We start from the raw sequence: 14,541 nt of genomic DNA, 5'->3' as shown, positions 1-14,541 counted from the left end.
CGTCCCAGGGTGTGGGTCATGACCGAGGACGCGGAGCTACGTGAGTCGCTTGCGGACATGTGTCGGCTGGCCCTGCTGCGTCCCATTGCCGTTGTTGCTGATGGCGCGATCACGCTCCGCAGAGGCGTGAAGAGAAACGACATCTTAGTGATGGAGCATGGCGTCCAGGTGCCGGAGCTGTTTGCCTCCCTACGTCGAATCACAGTCACTGGGGCGCAAGACAGTGACGCGCACGGACATGTCGACATCGTGATTCCAGGGGACGAGGTCGCACTTCTGCACCTGCTTTCAAGAGCGGCTGACGAGGACGATGTGGGGGAGAGGGCCAAGGAAGATGTGATTGTCCTGGTCGGTGCGTGGCATGGTGGCGGTGGGGCAACGACGGCCTCGTACCGGCTTGCCAGAGCATCGCGTTCCGTGCTTCTTGACGCGGCGGGTAACTGGGGTGGTGACCTGGCACTGGAGGATGAAGTACTCGTGTGGGACGACATCGATCCCCGTGATCTTCCGCCGTCTCCACGGCTGATAGCGAACCTCCCCAGAATTGCTGGCGTACCAACTTTGACCATGAGCCTGGGGATTCCACTAAGGCCGGATGATGACCGGGTTTTTGCTGTTGCGCGCTCACTGAACCGCGGTGTTGTCGTCGATTGTGGGGTGCATCTTGATGCGCTGTTTGAGTTAGCTGAGAGGTTGGAGACCACTGAGAAAAGGGTGCTGACGGTGCTGACTGGCACTGGTAATGAGCGCGGGGCAGCTGCTCTCGGGCGTTGGAAAGCCAGCACTTCCGAGGTGCAGGAGCCGCTCTATCTCTTGAATGGGCGCCCCCATCCAATTTTTCATGCTGTGGCTGACAGGTTCGATCTCAAATGGCGCAGGTCACCGCGGTTGGGGTCGACTCGAGGATGGAGAAGAACTCAAGAGAAGCTGTGGGTCGCTTAGGGATCGCGGGGGCGCGCAGGCTGGTTGCCGAGGGCGGGCGCGCGTCGGAGGCGATCATAGAGCACGGTCCTCCCGCGGATGGCCCTCGGGCGCGGATTGACCAGTGGCATGAGATCCAGGCCGCCAGGGTCGGCATGTCCACGCCCCTGTGGCTTCTTCTGCGCCAACCGGCGGTGACGGATGTTGTCATATCTGGTGTCAACGCGTGGGTGGACAGAGGAACGGGTTTGGAACGTGTTGACCTGCATCTTGAAGGTGAGGACCAGGTTCGAAGGCTCGCAACCCACATGGCAGCCGCCGCTTCTCAGAGGTTGGATGATGCGAAGCCGATTGTTGACGGTGTTCTTCCAGGCCCGGTTCGCCTGCATGCCGTAATTCCTCCTTTGGCGCAGAGTGGAACATCAATCTCCCTGCGGGTTCTTCGTTCTCACCCATTCACTTTGGAAGACCTGGTTGAAAGGCAGACCCTGTCACCCGCCGCCGCGGAACTGCTGCGGGAAGCCGTTGCTAGCAGAGCTTCCATCCTCATCGCTGGCGCAACCGGCGCTGGCAAGACCACTCTGCTTGCGACTCTCCTGGGACTATCTGCTGCAAATGAGCGGATTGTGGTGATCGAGGAGGTTACAGAGCTTGCCATCAACCATCCCCACGTTGTGTCCCTGCAGGCACGTCCGGCCAACATTGAGGGTGAGGGAGGTGTTGGTCTTGAGGAGTTGGTGCGCGGCGGTATGCGGATGCGGCCGGACCGGCTGGTTTTGGGTGAGTGCAGGGGTGGTGAAGTGCGTGAGGTTCTCACTGCTTTGAACACGGGTCACCGCGGAGGGATGGCAACGATTCACGCCAATTCGATCGAGGACGTCCCCGCCCGTTTGCTCGCCCTCGGACTTTTGGCAGACATGGAGCGTGTAGCAGTTGCGGCCATGGCGGCCTCTGCCTTTGACCTGGTTGTTTTCCTCAATCGCGACGAGGGCGGGTGCCGCTACGTGCAGGCGATCGGGGAGTTGCGTCTGGTGGATGAACGGTTGGTGGGATCAACCTCTTGGCGCGATGATCGCAAGGTTCCTCGTGGCAGGCACGCCTCAAACTCGGCGTCTGGGCGACAGTGATGGATCTGGAGACAGCGGTAACGGGCCTTGTTGTCTCTGTCGTCGTGTTTATTGGGGTGGTGTGGTCCCAATCGCGTGCCAGAGAAAGGCAGATCCTCAAGGGGCTTACTCCACGTGCTGATTCGGGAGCGTCGGGTGGGGATCCCTCTGGGAAGACTCAACAATCTGGTGTGCCCTTGCTGAGACGGCGTTCCAGACGCGGTGGTGATGACATTGATTTGGCGGCACTATGCGTCCAGGTGGCAACCAGGTTGAGGGCCGGGGGTGGCACACAGGAAGCGTGGAGGAGGAGCTGGCTGTTAGCCAGCGGTGACTCGGATGTGACGATGGGAAGCAGCGGTGTCCCGGAGCCGTTGGAAGCGATGGATACCGAGGGTTCACAGATGGTGGTGGCAGCGACGCGTTTCTCAGTGGAAACGGGTGCGCCGCTGGTGGATGTTCTTCTGTCCTGTGCTCGTAGCCTCAACGAGTTGGAAGAGGCTGTGGCAGCGCAGAGAATCGCCTTTGCGGGCCCTCGCCTGTCATCCCGGGTTCTCACTGCACTTCCGGTGGTTGGCATTCTTGGCGGAGAGGCTCTGGGTGCAGCGCCTCTGACCTGGTTCCTTTCTGGTTTAGTGCCCTCTTTGGTGGGTTCTACCGGGGTGGTTCTGGGTGTTGCCGGACACTTGGCTAGTCAGCGCCTCATCAGTAACGCTGCTGGTAGAGCACAGGACGAGCTACGGGCGCCCGTACTCTGCGATCTGATGGTCTCCGGATTGCGAGGCGGGGGCGGGATACCTTCCGTCCTCGAGTCACTGGGCTCTTCGCTCCAAGAGCCGACTTACGGACGGATCGCGCGGGAGCTGTTGCTTGGCGCGCGTTGGGACGAAGCCTGGACTCCCTGCCCTCCGGATGGTGGACTCCTTGAACGTGCGCTGCGGCCAGCGTGGGAGGACGGGGTTTCCCCCACACCTCTCCTTGAGCAGGTCGCTGGTGATTCGCGGCGTAAAACCGTTAGCCAGGCCAAGGAGGCTGCTGAGCGCCTCGCAGTGAAGCTGGCTGTTCCCCTGGGTCTCCTGCTATTGCCCTCATTCGTTTTGCTGGGTTTGGTTCCGATTGTCTTCTCCTTGCTGGGCAGTCAAACGCTCCTGGGTGTGGGTTGAATCCACAGGACGAGGAATCTGGTGTTGTCAACAGATTTGCTTTGAGGTGGTGGATTCTGGATCTGCGTTCAGCAATGGTTACCCCACGGCACGGTTGAGCTAATCGGCTCAAAGAAACGAAAGAAGGGGAAACAAAATGAAACTACCGGTACCGAACAACATGGTGGGGCGTCCATCAGAAGACTCCCTTGTGCGGCTGCCAGAGTCGGCATTTGCCGTCGTGGCGGCCCCGGATGCGGAGGAAGGATCGACGACTGTTGAGTACGCCCTGGGCGCAGTTGCAACCGCAGCATTTGCCGGTCTCTTGCTGGCGGTGCTGAAGAGTGGTGGCGTTAAGGGCATGCTCACCAGCATCATCCAGTCCGCATTGTCTCTGTAGGAGTCAGGCGGTGGCGCGGCGTCAGGTATCTTTGCGAACTCGTCCTCGGCGCGAAGAGAACCCCAAAAATCACCATGAGGAAGGGATGGTTACCGTTGAGACCGCTCTGTCCCTGGGTGGGGTGGTCTTTGTGGCCTTGGCTCTGATTGTGGCTGTTTCGGTTGCGGGTCTGCACGGGGAGGTGTGCCAGGTTGCCCGGGATGCTGCAAGGGCACATTCCTTGGGCATGGCCGACATGGGCCCAACAGCTGTGACCCGGGTGGACGTTGCGGTTCAGGTTAGTGACGCGGGCTCATGGATAACTGCTAGGGCATCGGCAGCACCATTCCAGGTCGGTCCCTGGCAGGCTCCGGCTGTGAGGTGTGAAGTCACGGGGGTAAAGGAACCATTTGTTGGCGGCCTCGGCGGTGGATAAGAAGGAAATGTCCCCTCTGACCGGTGCTCTTGCTCGGCGCAGCTCGGTGAGCCCGAGGACGCGTGCCATTGACACGGGTGACACCACAGGCGGTGAGGAGGGTTCTATGACCATCTGGTTTGCCGGTTTCTCGGCCGCCCTGGTGGTGGTTGCCCTCCTCATCTCTTCGGTGACCGCCGTGTGGTCGGCCAAGACTCACGTGCAAGCGGTTGCGGACATGGCTGCTCTAGCCGGGGCAGACATCTCCTCAGTTGCGGTCTTTGAGGCTGCACCCACGCGGAGTTTGCCGTGTGCTCAGGCGGAAGAGGTCGCCAAACGCAACGGGGCGGTTCTCAGTGAATGTTGGGTCACCGACGCGGACACCAGGGTCGTGGTCCAAAGACCCGTGTCCCTGTTTGTCTTCACCACAGCCGTCTCGGCAAGGGCCCGCGCTGGCCCCTCGCCAAACTGGTGAGAGCGGCACGCGCTCAATTTCTCCTCAGACAAGGGAGCGTGTCGAGGCCGCCATGACAGAGCTCGGCTATCACCCCAATGCCAATGCACGAGCCCTTGCCTCGAACCGCGCCAACGTCATCGGCCTGATTCATGCAGGCATCCCCGGTTGAGATGTGCCAGAACTGGGCGCGCATTGGGTTGCGCTATCCATTCAACGAGTTCCGTGCATGCTGGAACATGGCTGGACAGCCCCTGGGTCAGCGCCTTGCTGATAAGCCTCCCATGTGGGGTCTGCTGGGGCTGGGATCGCTGATTCCGGAGATGCTGGCACAGTCCATGATGGGTTACGCCATTGTCTGCCCCGACATGATTGGGGGTGGCGAAATCAATGCGATGGAAGACCAGTCGAGCGTCGACCAGGAGTTCTTTGTCCGCTACGCCCAGTTGGCTGCACTGTCACCGATGATGCAGTTCTCTGTTCTGCCCTCCCGCGTCCTCGACGAAACGCACTACCGCGCGGTCAGGAATGCAGTTGAGACACGTGAACAGATGATGCCGGTCATTCTGGGGCTCGCCGAGGAGTCGACCCGAAGCGGGGAGCCAGTCATTCGTCCGCTCGCCTACGAGGACGCCTCGCTTGCGGACATCACCGACCAGTTCATACTTGGTTCGGACTATGTGGTGGCACCTGTGCTTGAGAAGGGCGCGACAGTTCGCAGCGTCACGCTGCCGGACGGTTCCTGGCAACAGCTCGGTACAGAGGGCGAACCTATTGGCGGACGCCAAACCATCACCGTTCCCGTCACCTTAGAGACACTGCCGGTCTTTGAGCGGGTGCGTTAGCCGTCAGCCGGCAGACCCTCGCGTCACCTTGACGTGCCATTCCTCCGGCCCCTCCTGAAGGTATTCAACGTCGATCGGGAATCGACCCTCAAGCTCCCGCAGTAGGGGAACCGGGGCGTGTGGTGCGATAAGGACGAGGGCGTCCCCGGGCGCGATTGCGTCGAACGCCCCGTGAATGGTGGCGTGGCGGATCTGGTGTGGGATGGTGCGAACGTCGAGCACAGGTGTGCTCACATCAGTGTGTCCGCACGCGCATCCGCCTGGCTTCTGGCTGGCAATCTCAATGTTCTCAGGCACTTCTGTTCCTCACACTTATCGACTTGGGAAGCTGATGCCGCCACCATACATCTAAACGACAGGTGTCGTACAGTTGTGTTCAAGTGGGCTTTCACTGCCTTTCCTGCGTGCTAGCCGTGATCCGCGCGTACGATCGAATGGTGGGCAGTAACGCCACTACCCGGCGTTTCTGCCCAGTTCAGTTGAGACGCAAGGCAAAGGAGCCAAAGTGGGAGTATATGTAGTTACCGGCGCAGCCTCCGGTATGGGGCGAGCAGCAGTTGAGCAGTTGCGTTGGGAGGGTCACCGCGCCATCGGTGTTGACCTACACAATGCCGACGTGATCGCCGACCTGTCGACCGAGGACGGTCGCCGCCACGCAATTGAAGAGATCTATAAGTCAGCCGGGAACCGCCTTGATGGTGCTGTTCTTGCTGCTGGTCTTGGACCAATCCCGGGTCGTGAAGAACTGATCGCGAAGGTCAACTTCCTCGGTGTGGTTGAGCTGCTGGAAGGAATCCATGATCTTCTCGCAGCAGCAGGCAACGCCAAAGTTGTCATCTTCTCTTCGAACTCCACCACCACTGTTCCGGGTATCCCCAAGGAACTGATTGCAGCCTTCAAGGCAAGGGACATGGACTCAGTCCTAGCGATTGGTGAGGCTGCTGGCCCAGACGCCTTCCCGAACTTCATGTATGCCGGTTCAAAGATCGCTATCACGCACTGGATGCGCACGATAGGCGTCACGGAGGAATGGGCAGGGCGCGGCATTCGCGTCAACGCCCTAGCGCCGGGTGCGGTTCGCACGCCTCTGATCGACAAGCAGCTGGCTGACCCGGAGCTTGCCAAAGCCATCAAGTCGTTCCCAATCCCAGTGCGGGAGTTCGGTAAGCCTGAGGAAGTCGCCAAATGGGTCATCTTTATGTTGTCCCCGGCCGCTAACTTCCTGTGTGGCTCTGTCATCTTCCTAGACGGTGGTACCGACGCTTACTTCCGTGCGGATGACTGGCCTCAGCCGCTACCGGCTGACGAAATGCCACGCTACATCCAGAAGATGCAGGAGTTCAACGCGGCTAAGCCCGAGTAACACCAAGTGGCGCCGCGCCTATCCAACTGTGATCTGGCGTGGCGCCATCGCCTCCATCTGTGCCATGACCTGCAGCACTGCTTCCGGCGCGCGGTCCGGCGGGTACTTGTACTTGCGTAGCAGCCGTTTCACGTTGGCTCGCAGCCGCGCCTTGACGTCTTCCCGCACCGTCCAGTCGGTCCGCACATCTTTCCTCATGGTGTCGACCAGCTCCCGCGCAATTTGTGCAAGGACGCCACCGCCAAGCACATCAACCGCGGACTCATTTTGGGCAATGAGGTCGTAGAAGGTCAGCTCGTCTTCTTCCAACGGAGGGTCAAACTGCTCGCCACGTTTCGCCTCTTCGATGATGTCATCCGCCATCTCCGCCATTGCCGCAATGACTTCCGCGGCGGTGAGCTGCTGGTTGGCGTAGCGGTTCATCAACTCATTGACACGCTCTGAGAAGACCTTCTTGCGGACCTCGTTGTATTTGGTGACCTTTCCGGATTCGGCGAGTAGCGTCGCCTTCAATGCCTCAATCGCCAGCTCCGCCTTACCGCGTTGCATGACCTCTTCGCTCCACTCACCCCTCAGAGCGTCAAGACGAGGACGTTCCAGGCCGGCCTCCTTATAGATGTCGATGACACCTTCGGTCGAGGTCGAAGTGACGATGATGTCCCCAAGCAGCCGTCGCACATCCTCTGGCAATGGTTCACCACGGGCGATCCGGTCCTGTGCTTCCAGCTTCGCCATCCACACACGCACTTCTTCATAGAACCGCACTTCGTGGCTGATCGGCTCCATCTCAGGCATGTTCGCAGCAATCGCGTAGGCCCGCGCAAGGCCTGAGGCAATCGCCTTGAACTTCTCAGCAACCAACCTCTTGTTGGGCCGCTGCGGATCAATGTTGCCGGGAGTCTTTGGGGACAGCAGCATGGTCGCTACCTGTTGGATGGCCCGTATCCATCCTCGTTTTGGATCCTGGTTAACCAGTGCTTTCCACTCCGTACCGACCAGGGCGCGTAACTCTTCTACCGCGTCCATCGCAACTTCAGCGGCTTCTGCAGCAGTGGTTCCACTCCCGCGGGCCCCTCCCTTGTCTGTGGTCTGCGTCCATTCCTTCATCGCGGCAGCAAGGTTGTCGGTAACCGGCGCATACGCGACCAGCAGCCCGTCATTCTTGCCTCGATAGGTGCGGTTGACGCGTGCCAACGTCTGCATTAGCAACGCACCCTTGAGGGGGCGGTCCAGGTAAATGGTGTGCAGCGGTGGCGCATCAAACCCTGTGAGCATCATGTCTTTGACGATGACCAGTTCCAGTTCATCATCAATGTCCTTGATGCGGTTCTTCACCGCCTTCGACTGGCTGGGACGCAGCACATGCTGACGGATAAGCGGCTTATCAGAGGCGCTTCCCGTGTAGACAACCTTGACAACACCCTTGTCGGGAGCCTCGTTGTGCCATTCAGGCCGCAGCGCAATGATCTCTTCGTAGAGTTTCGCCGCATTCTCCCGCGTCGAACACACCACCATCGCCTTGCCGGGCCCGCCAATGAACGGCTGCATCAGATCACGACGCACCTCCCAGTGTTTTACGAGGTCGCCAGCCAGTTCTTTGAGCCGCTGCGGAGACCCGTACACGGTGTTGAGCACCGCCACGCTCTTCTGTAAGCGGTCCCGATCGGCCTCATCCAAAGACTCAGTAGCCTCTTCAGCAGCGTCGTCGATGTCTGCATCCCGCACACCTTCAGCACGTTCCAACTTGATGAGCCGCGGCTCAAACGCTACCGGCACCGTCGCCCCATCTTCGACAGCCCGAAGGAGGTCGTAGGTGTCGATGTCATCCCCAAACACCCGTCGCGTATCGCGCTCGCCCTCGGCAATGGGGGTCCCGGTGAATGCGATCAGTGTCGCGTGGGGGAGCGCTGACTTGAGGTGGGCCGCATACCCGTCAATGTTGTCGTAGTGACTGCGGTGCGCCTCATCAACAATGACAATGATGTTGCGCCGGTCAGACAGCAGTGGATGCCTCTGTCCCGCAGCCTTCTCGTCTTCGGTCAGCCCGAACTTCTGCAGGGTCGTGAAGTAGATTCCTCCGGTGCGTCTCTGCGCCAACTCTTCACGCAGCGCCGCCCGACTCACTACCTTCTGCGGCTTTTCTGGCAACAGCGTGCTGGAGGAAAAAGAGTCGGAGAGCTGGTTATCCAGTTCCGTCCTGTCAGTAATGACAATGATGGTGGGGTTCGCAAGTCTGGGGTGGCGCATCACCTTGGCGGTGAACAGCTCCATCTCCATCGACTTGCCGGACCCCTGCGTATGCCACACCACCCCCGCGCGACCGTCGGAATCCACCGCCCGCACAGTACTGTCGATCGCCTTCTTCACGGCGAAGTACTGGTGGGGTTTGGCAATCCTCTTCAGCAAACCTTTCTCGGACGCATCGAAAGCAACGTAGTCCCGCTGCACTTCGCCGAACGTCTCTACGTTGAGTAGACCGCTAACTAAGAGTTCGAGGTCGGATGCCCGCACCCCGTGATACCCCTCGTCCACCAGTTCGCCGTGCTCATCCACGTTCCAACGTGCGAAGTGGTTCCACGGGGTGAAGGGCGTTCCGTACCGGGCTGTCACCCCGTCACTTGCCACCACCAGAACTGCAAACCTGAATGCCATAGGGAACTCAGCAACGTACGTTTGCAACTGGTCAAACGCCATCTCAGCGCTGGTTGCCTCATCCCCGGAGCGCTTCAGTTCCACGACACTCAGCGGCAACCCATTGACGTAAAGCACCGCGTCAAAGCGGCGCGAGTACTCCCTGTCCGCCACCGTCACCTGGTTGACTGCCAGATAGCGGTTCTTCGCGACGTCAGCAGAAATGAACCGTATCGTCGGTGTCACCTGCTGCCCGGACTCATCAATGTAAGTGATCCCGCGATATCCGGAGACGAGGACGGAATGCAGCCTGTAGTTCTCCGTGATCCCATCCTGCGATTGAGGTGCCAGCACCTCTGCTGCAGCCTGGCGCAGGTACTCTTCAGGCACTTCTGGGTTCAGATTTCGCAGCGCTGCTGCCACACTTCCGTGCAGCACAATGTCATCCCATGATGTTCGCTCACCTGACCCTGGAGCCACCGACGCACCGGCAGCAACAGACCAACCGGACTCTTCCAGCCAGTCCAACATCAAGTGCTCAAGCGCGTCCTCACTGAACAACACCGTCACCTCACACCACCTCTTCCACACGCGACGAGGCCGCCCTCACCGTAATCCGCCCACTCATCAACAGGGGCAGTAGTTCATCGCGGGTGGAGGCGAGGATTTGGTTTTCGCGCTCGGCGGCGAGGGCTAGATCCCAGAGTGCAGTGCCCTGCAGATTGAGAGCGCTAGTCACGGTAGGCCAAGCGACATCCTCGTCTAGGTGATGGCGTTGGATGTGCCCCATCGTCGTTGCCTTGTTTGACGCGACAAACTGGAAGTAAGGCATCTTTGTCTCCACCGCGCTTGCAACCGCCCAGAGTGGAACACCCTCCGCAGGGATCACTTTGAAGATGTGTTGGTTCAGTATGGACTCTTCGCCAAACCAGCGAGAAGTTGTCAGTGAGCCAGACCAAGACATCAGAAAGTCACCTGCCCTGACTACCTGATCGTCTTTGACTTCCAGGTCTGTGCGGACCGTTGTGTCAGAAACGCCCTGGTTCATCTCTACGATTCTGACCACTGGTCGTCCGTTCCCGGAAGCACCTTTCGTGAACGCTCCACCATTTATAAATGCTGCGAGGGAGGACAGGAGGACATGGTGTGCATCTCGAGTTGCCTTGCCCCAGATGGCAGCACGAAGAGTATCAGCGGTGTCGATCGTCCGGCGGTTGGCCGCGATCTTGTCGTCCAACGCCCCAAGGACCTCTGCGATGGCACGTTGCGTTTCGAGCGGTGGTAGGGGAATTTGGACTTGCTCAATGAGGGAGGGGCTCGTGTTTGCTTGGGCTGAGCCGAAGGCAGTACGAACAATCTCTTGCCGAACGGGGGTCGTGCGGAGTGTGTAGAAGAAGAAGAGAGGGTCAGCCTTCGTGGAATCAACTGTGAAGAGTCCTACTCGCTGGTTCAAGACCAGTGGTGAGTCTGTGATTATTCGTGCTACGCGCCCCACGTCCCCCGTCATGCTGATGACGATGTCTCCTTGCTGGAGCAAGAAGCGTCCGATGGCCTGTGAATCTTCCATGGATACGAACGCTGGGGCAGTATCCAGATCAATGTACCCGTTCTTCACGTTTGCAATCTTGACGGCAGGGACACCATCGGGGGTCCACTGGTCTGAACGGAAGGGATGGCCAGAAGTCACTTTGGCGACGGATCCAATTCTCGCTCTGCGAGGAGTTGTCACGCGAGCCTCCCCATCTGCTCCCGCACCACGGTGTCAAGGCGGGAGGACTCGTTGAGGGCTTCGGTTAGGGCGTCGGTGAGGCGGGTGATCTTGTCGTCGATGGGTTCGTCGTCCTCGGGGGCTTCCGGCATGCCGACGTAGCGGCCGGGGGTTAGTGCCCAACCGGCATCTTCGATCTCTTGCAGTGTGGCGGATTTGGAGAAGCCGGGAACGTCCTCGTACTCACCTTCCGCAGAGTCCCTGCCGCGCCAGGTGCGGTAGGTGTTGGCAATGGTGTCGATGTCGTCCTGGCTGAAGGTGCGCTCCACCCGGTCAACCATGTGGCCCATTTCGCGGGCGTCGATGAACAAGACTTCACCCTGACGGTCGATGTTGCCCTTGGTGCCGATGCCCTTGTCCTTGGCGAAGAACCAGACGCAGACAGGGATCGCGACGCTGCGGAACAGGTTCGGGGGCATAGCGATCACGCAGGAAACCACGTCGTCTTGAAGCATGGCTTTGCGAATATCGCCCTCGCCCCCCGTGTTGGAAGCCATGGTGCCGTTTGCCATCACCACGGCCGCTTCACCCTGAACGCTGAGTTTGCTAAGGATGTGCTGCATCCAGGCGTAGTTGGCGTTGCGGACCGGGGGGACGCCGTAACGCCAGCGGGAATCCTCTTCGGAGCGAGCCCAATCCTTGATGTTGAAGGGTGGGTTGGCAAGTACGTAGTCGGCTTGGATGCCCGGGTGAATGTCACGGGCGAAAGTGTCACCCCAACGGGAGCCCAAGCCCGTGGAGTCAATACCGTGGATGGCGAGGTTCATCTTCGCCATGCGCCAGGTCTGCTCATTGAGTTCTTGACCGTACACCGCGATCTTGGTGGGGTCTTGATCGTGGCGGGTGAGGAACTTTTCAGCCTGAACAAACATGCCGCCGGAGCCGCAGCAAGGGTCGTAAACGCGGCCCTCATCGGGTTCAAGGATTTCCACCAGGGTTTGGACAAGGACGGGGGGAGTGTAGAACTCGCCGCCACGTTTACCTTCGGCTTTGGCGAACTTATCAAGGAAGTACTCATAAACCTCACCGAGCAGGTCTCGTGCTTTCGTGGCGCCCTCGCCGGTGAAGCGTGCGGAGTTGAAGAGGTCAACCAACTCACCCAGGCGGCGCTGGTCAATGTTGTCACGACCAAACATGGTGGGGAGGGTGCCGGCAAGGGCGCGGTTATCGGAAGAGATAGTGCGCATGGCGTGATCGATGATCTCACCGATCGATTGGGCATCCCGCGTGGCGGTGGCGGGAATGCCCTTGGCATTAGCGGAAATGTAGTCCCAGCGGGCCTCCGGTGCGACCCAAAAGACGCCCTCACCAAGGTATTCGTCAGCCTCCTCAAGGGTGTCGGCAAGGTAGTCAGGATCCTCGCCCGCAAGTTCGGCACGTATGGCGTCGCGACGCTCTTCGAAAGCGTCAGAAACATACTTGAGGAAGACCAGGCCGAGAACAACGTCCTTGTACTGACCCGCACCCATCGAACCACGCAGCTTATCGGCAGCCTTCCACAACGTGTCCTTCAGTTCCTTAGAGGTGGTAGCGACCCCATTTCCGGGCGTGGATGGGCGGGACATGGTGTCAGTCATTCGGAGCCTGCTTCGCTGGAGTCTAACGATTCATCTTCTATATTCAGTGTGCCATCGGCAAGGCCATTCAGCAGCTGTTCATGGAGCGTGGCGAGGTTTGCCAGCTCAGCTTCCAGTTCGGCGCGCCTTGCGGCAATGCGCGCAGCCAAGGGGGAAATGAGTTCGGCCGCTTGCGGCGTGACTGGCCGAAGTTGCCAGGTGCCGCGCTCCATGTGAGCTTGGGCGGCGATGTCCTGGCAGACCACTTCTGGGGTGAGGACGCGGCCCAGGTAGGGATCCTCATTGCAGCGGAAGATGCGGGCGGGGGTTTGTACGGCGTTGCCCCCGACCTCGTCAACCATCGCCCCGGTACCGGCCGCGTAGATGACGTCACCGGGTTTGGTGAAGCGTGACCTGGGTGCAACCTTCTCAAGGAGGAGGCGATCGATTGTGCGGGTACCGGGCAGGGAGTTTCCCGCGATTTCCTCGACTCCGAGAACCGGGACGTGACCGGGATTTGGATTGGTGAGGTCATCATCTGGGATCAGGGAGCCGGAGAGGTCGCGCCCTCGAGTCTGCGCGGCTTCGGAGAACGGGACGGTAACCCGGTCGGACTCGGTGGCGATAAGGGGAGTGTCTCCCATGATGCCGTCATCGAGTTGCCAGATGAGAGCCAAACGTTCACCACCGTCAACAGGTGGCAGCAGGTCTGGGGTCAGTGAAAGGGACTCGCGACGCAGTAGATACCTAGATGCGCGGACAGCACTGTTGAGAAAGGCGTGCACTGTGATGGACCCATCACCGTCGAGGGCGGCGACCAGGTCCGAAGCCAAGGAGTTTGCTCCGACAGACGTCACGGGCGCGCAGGAGTGTGACGACGTGACCGTGAGCTTGGATTGAGGGGAGCCGAATGCCCATAGTCCCAAACGAAGCCGTGTTTGGGTGCGGCTCAGACCGCGGGGAAGTTCTGTAATGTAGCGAAGGCGTTCGGTGTAATCAGGGTGTGGGGTGAGCAGGTTGCGCCGTCCCGGAGCGCCCGCGCTGTCCAGCAGTAGCCGGGTTGGTCCAATCACAAGCAGTTGGTCATCAAGATCAAGGTCTTCAACCAGGTCCTCAATGTCATTGAAGAACGTGCCAGAGGCTGGATCGAAGGCGACGTAAAGGTGGGTGGTTGGCTCAGAGCCGCGCAGGGCGTCCTCGAAGTTGATCAGCGTTACGCCTTTGGCAACCAGACGGCGCCAAGCCAGAAGTTGCGAAGGGGTGGGTGAAGCCAGTTCTTCGGTGACCACATATATGTGGTCATCTTCCGTCAACAGGTCAGCGAGAGCGTTGACAAGAAGGAGTGCAGCGGTGCCGTGAGGTGCGAGGACGCGTGAACCGGAACGCATCACCTCACTGAGGATTTCAGCTAGAAACGCTTCCGCTTGGGCAGTGAAGGTTTCCCGATTTAGCTCAGGATTGCGCAACCGCTCTTTGCTGTAGAAACCATCAAGGGCGCCGGTGCCGGAGTAAGCGGCTTCTACCAGTTCATCGATTGCTTGAGCGAGCGCTGGATCTTGCAAGGCCTGTTCAATCTGGGCTGTCGTCAGGACAGGTTGTGCGCCCACGGCCACAGCGGTGTCGACGGCTACTTGTGTCGGTAGGGTCTGGATTGATTCCCCACACAGTTCACTAAGAAGGAGGAGGGCGCTTGTGGTGTTGAGGTCCTCCTGTGCGTCGGCAATAGAGGAAGAGTGCAGCAGGGTTTCAAGGTGGGCATCCGGGTTGTTGCCGTGTCCTGTGCTGCGTAGCCACTGGCCGACTTCGGTTGCGTCAAACTTCAGCTTCGCGTTGTCGAGGGGAGCTGGAAATGGGTTGCCCGAGTCTGCGAAGCGTTTGCGCCACATCGATACCACGGGACGTTTCACCCCAGCCAGATCAGCTATCCCCTGCATGGTGATGGTTGCCATCGTGCCCCCTTT

At 59.7% G+C, this 14,541-nt stretch carries 14 protein-coding genes; 9 read left to right on the top strand and 5 right to left on the bottom strand.

What is annotated here, in order from left to right; genetic code table 11:
• The first annotated feature begins 18 nt into the window (after positions 1-18).
• The 8 genes from H2O65_RS10015 to H2O65_RS09980 all read left to right on the top strand — a co-directional run bounded on the left by H2O65_RS10015 (position 19) and on the right by H2O65_RS09980 (position 5,262).
• Entirely contained in the window at positions 19-942 is a 924-nt protein-coding gene (locus H2O65_RS10015; protein WP_182141550.1) for a hypothetical protein, read from the top strand.
• Positions 906-2,048, top strand: a complete 1,143-nt coding sequence (locus tag H2O65_RS10010) for a TadA family conjugal transfer-associated ATPase (RefSeq protein ID WP_182141549.1) — start codon at positions 906-908, stop codon at positions 2,046-2,048. Before H2O65_RS10015 ends, H2O65_RS10010 begins: the two co-directional genes overlap by 37 nt.
• Positions 2,048-3,190, top strand: coding sequence for a hypothetical protein (locus H2O65_RS10005; protein WP_182141548.1), 1,143 nt, complete (start codon positions 2,048-2,050; stop codon positions 3,188-3,190). The genes H2O65_RS10010 and H2O65_RS10005 overlap by 1 nt, the downstream gene beginning before the upstream one ends.
• Positions 3,191-3,326: 136 nt before the next feature.
• Positions 3,327-3,569, top strand: a complete 243-nt coding sequence (locus tag H2O65_RS10000) for a DUF4244 domain-containing protein (protein ID WP_182141547.1) — start codon at positions 3,327-3,329, stop codon at positions 3,567-3,569.
• Positions 3,570-3,654: 85 nt separating this feature from the next.
• Positions 3,655-3,984 carry a hypothetical protein gene (locus H2O65_RS09995; protein WP_182141546.1) on the top strand — a complete coding sequence of 110 codons (330 nt, stop codon included), beginning with the start codon at positions 3,655-3,657 and terminating at the stop codon, positions 3,982-3,984.
• Positions 3,985-4,090: 106 nt separating this feature from the next.
• Positions 4,091-4,438: an Rv3654c family TadE-like protein gene (locus H2O65_RS09990; RefSeq protein ID WP_182141545.1), complete on the top strand. Its 348-nt coding sequence runs from the start codon at positions 4,091-4,093 to the stop codon at positions 4,436-4,438.
• Entirely contained in the window at positions 4,320-4,589 is a 270-nt protein-coding gene (locus H2O65_RS10720) for a LacI family DNA-binding transcriptional regulator (RefSeq protein WP_398396386.1), read from the top strand. Before H2O65_RS09990 ends, H2O65_RS10720 begins: the two co-directional genes overlap by 119 nt.
• Entirely contained in the window at positions 4,570-5,262 is a 693-nt protein-coding gene (locus H2O65_RS09980) for a TIM-barrel domain-containing protein (protein ID WP_182141543.1), read from the top strand. Before H2O65_RS10720 ends, H2O65_RS09980 begins: the two co-directional genes overlap by 20 nt.
• A gap of 3 nt (positions 5,263-5,265) precedes the next feature.
• Here H2O65_RS09980 and H2O65_RS09975 read toward each other — a convergent pair whose 3' ends face one another.
• A complete protein-coding gene (locus H2O65_RS09975) occupies positions 5,266-5,559 on the bottom strand; it encodes a DUF2249 domain-containing protein (protein ID WP_182141542.1) in 294 nt (97 codons plus the stop codon).
• A gap of 208 nt (positions 5,560-5,767) precedes the next feature.
• On the opposite strand from H2O65_RS09975, the gene H2O65_RS09970 reads away from it, so the two are divergent.
• A complete protein-coding gene (locus H2O65_RS09970; RefSeq protein ID WP_182141541.1) occupies positions 5,768-6,625 on the top strand; it encodes an SDR family oxidoreductase in 858 nt (285 codons plus the stop codon).
• A gap of 18 nt (positions 6,626-6,643) precedes the next feature.
• Here H2O65_RS09970 and H2O65_RS09965 read toward each other — a convergent pair whose 3' ends face one another.
• The 4 genes from H2O65_RS09965 to H2O65_RS09950 are packed head-to-tail and all read right to left on the bottom strand — an operon-like array spanning position 6,644 to position 14,529.
• Positions 6,644-9,826, bottom strand: a complete 3,183-nt coding sequence (locus H2O65_RS09965) for a type I restriction endonuclease subunit R (protein WP_220458750.1) — start codon at positions 9,824-9,826, stop codon at positions 6,644-6,646.
• Between the two features lies 1 nt (position 9,827).
• The gene (locus tag H2O65_RS09960) at positions 9,828-10,985 is read right to left on the bottom strand and encodes a restriction endonuclease subunit S (RefSeq protein ID WP_182141540.1); all 1,158 of its coding nucleotides are present in this window, start codon (positions 10,983-10,985) and stop codon (positions 9,828-9,830) included.
• Positions 10,982-12,601 (bottom strand): class I SAM-dependent DNA methyltransferase, encoded by a 1,620-nt coding sequence (locus H2O65_RS09955; RefSeq protein ID WP_220458749.1) that lies wholly within the window; start codon positions 12,599-12,601, stop codon positions 10,982-10,984. Before H2O65_RS09955 ends, H2O65_RS09960 begins: the two co-directional genes overlap by 4 nt.
• The gene (locus H2O65_RS09950; protein ID WP_182141539.1) at positions 12,598-14,529 is read right to left on the bottom strand and encodes a hypothetical protein; all 1,932 of its coding nucleotides are present in this window, start codon (positions 14,527-14,529) and stop codon (positions 12,598-12,600) included. Before H2O65_RS09950 ends, H2O65_RS09955 begins: the two co-directional genes overlap by 4 nt.
• Positions 14,530-14,541 lie beyond the last annotated feature (12 nt).

Source organism: Schaalia sp. JY-X169 (assembly GCF_014069575.1).
GTDB lineage: Bacteria > Actinomycetota > Actinomycetes > Actinomycetales > Actinomycetaceae > Scrofimicrobium.
The sequence above is the reverse complement of the archived record's forward strand: the minus strand, read 5'-3'. Positions and strand labels throughout refer to the sequence as shown.

Bases quoted from the DNA above. Each gene is read 5' to 3' on its own strand.
- H2O65_RS10015 (WP_182141550.1), top strand. From the start codon at position 19: ATGACCGAGGACGCGGAGCTACGTGAGTCGCTTGCGGACATGTGTCGG.
- H2O65_RS09955 (WP_220458749.1), bottom strand. From the start codon at position 12,601: ATGACTGACACCATGTCCCGCCCATCCACGCCCGGAAATGGGGTCGCT.
- H2O65_RS09990 (WP_182141545.1), top strand. From the start codon at position 4,091: ATGACCATCTGGTTTGCCGGTTTCTCGGCCGCCCTGGTGGTGGTTGCC.
- H2O65_RS09980 (WP_182141543.1), top strand. From the start codon at position 4,570: ATGCAGGCATCCCCGGTTGAGATGTGCCAGAACTGGGCGCGCATTGGG.
- H2O65_RS10010 (WP_182141549.1), top strand. From the start codon at position 906: ATGGAGAAGAACTCAAGAGAAGCTGTGGGTCGCTTAGGGATCGCGGGG.
- H2O65_RS10000 (WP_182141547.1), top strand. From the start codon at position 3,327: ATGAAACTACCGGTACCGAACAACATGGTGGGGCGTCCATCAGAAGAC.
- H2O65_RS10005 (WP_182141548.1), top strand. From the start codon at position 2,048: ATGGATCTGGAGACAGCGGTAACGGGCCTTGTTGTCTCTGTCGTCGTG.
- H2O65_RS09995 (WP_182141546.1), top strand. From the start codon at position 3,655: ATGGTTACCGTTGAGACCGCTCTGTCCCTGGGTGGGGTGGTCTTTGTG.
- H2O65_RS09950 (WP_182141539.1), bottom strand. From the start codon at position 14,529: ATGGCAACCATCACCATGCAGGGGATAGCTGATCTGGCTGGGGTGAAA.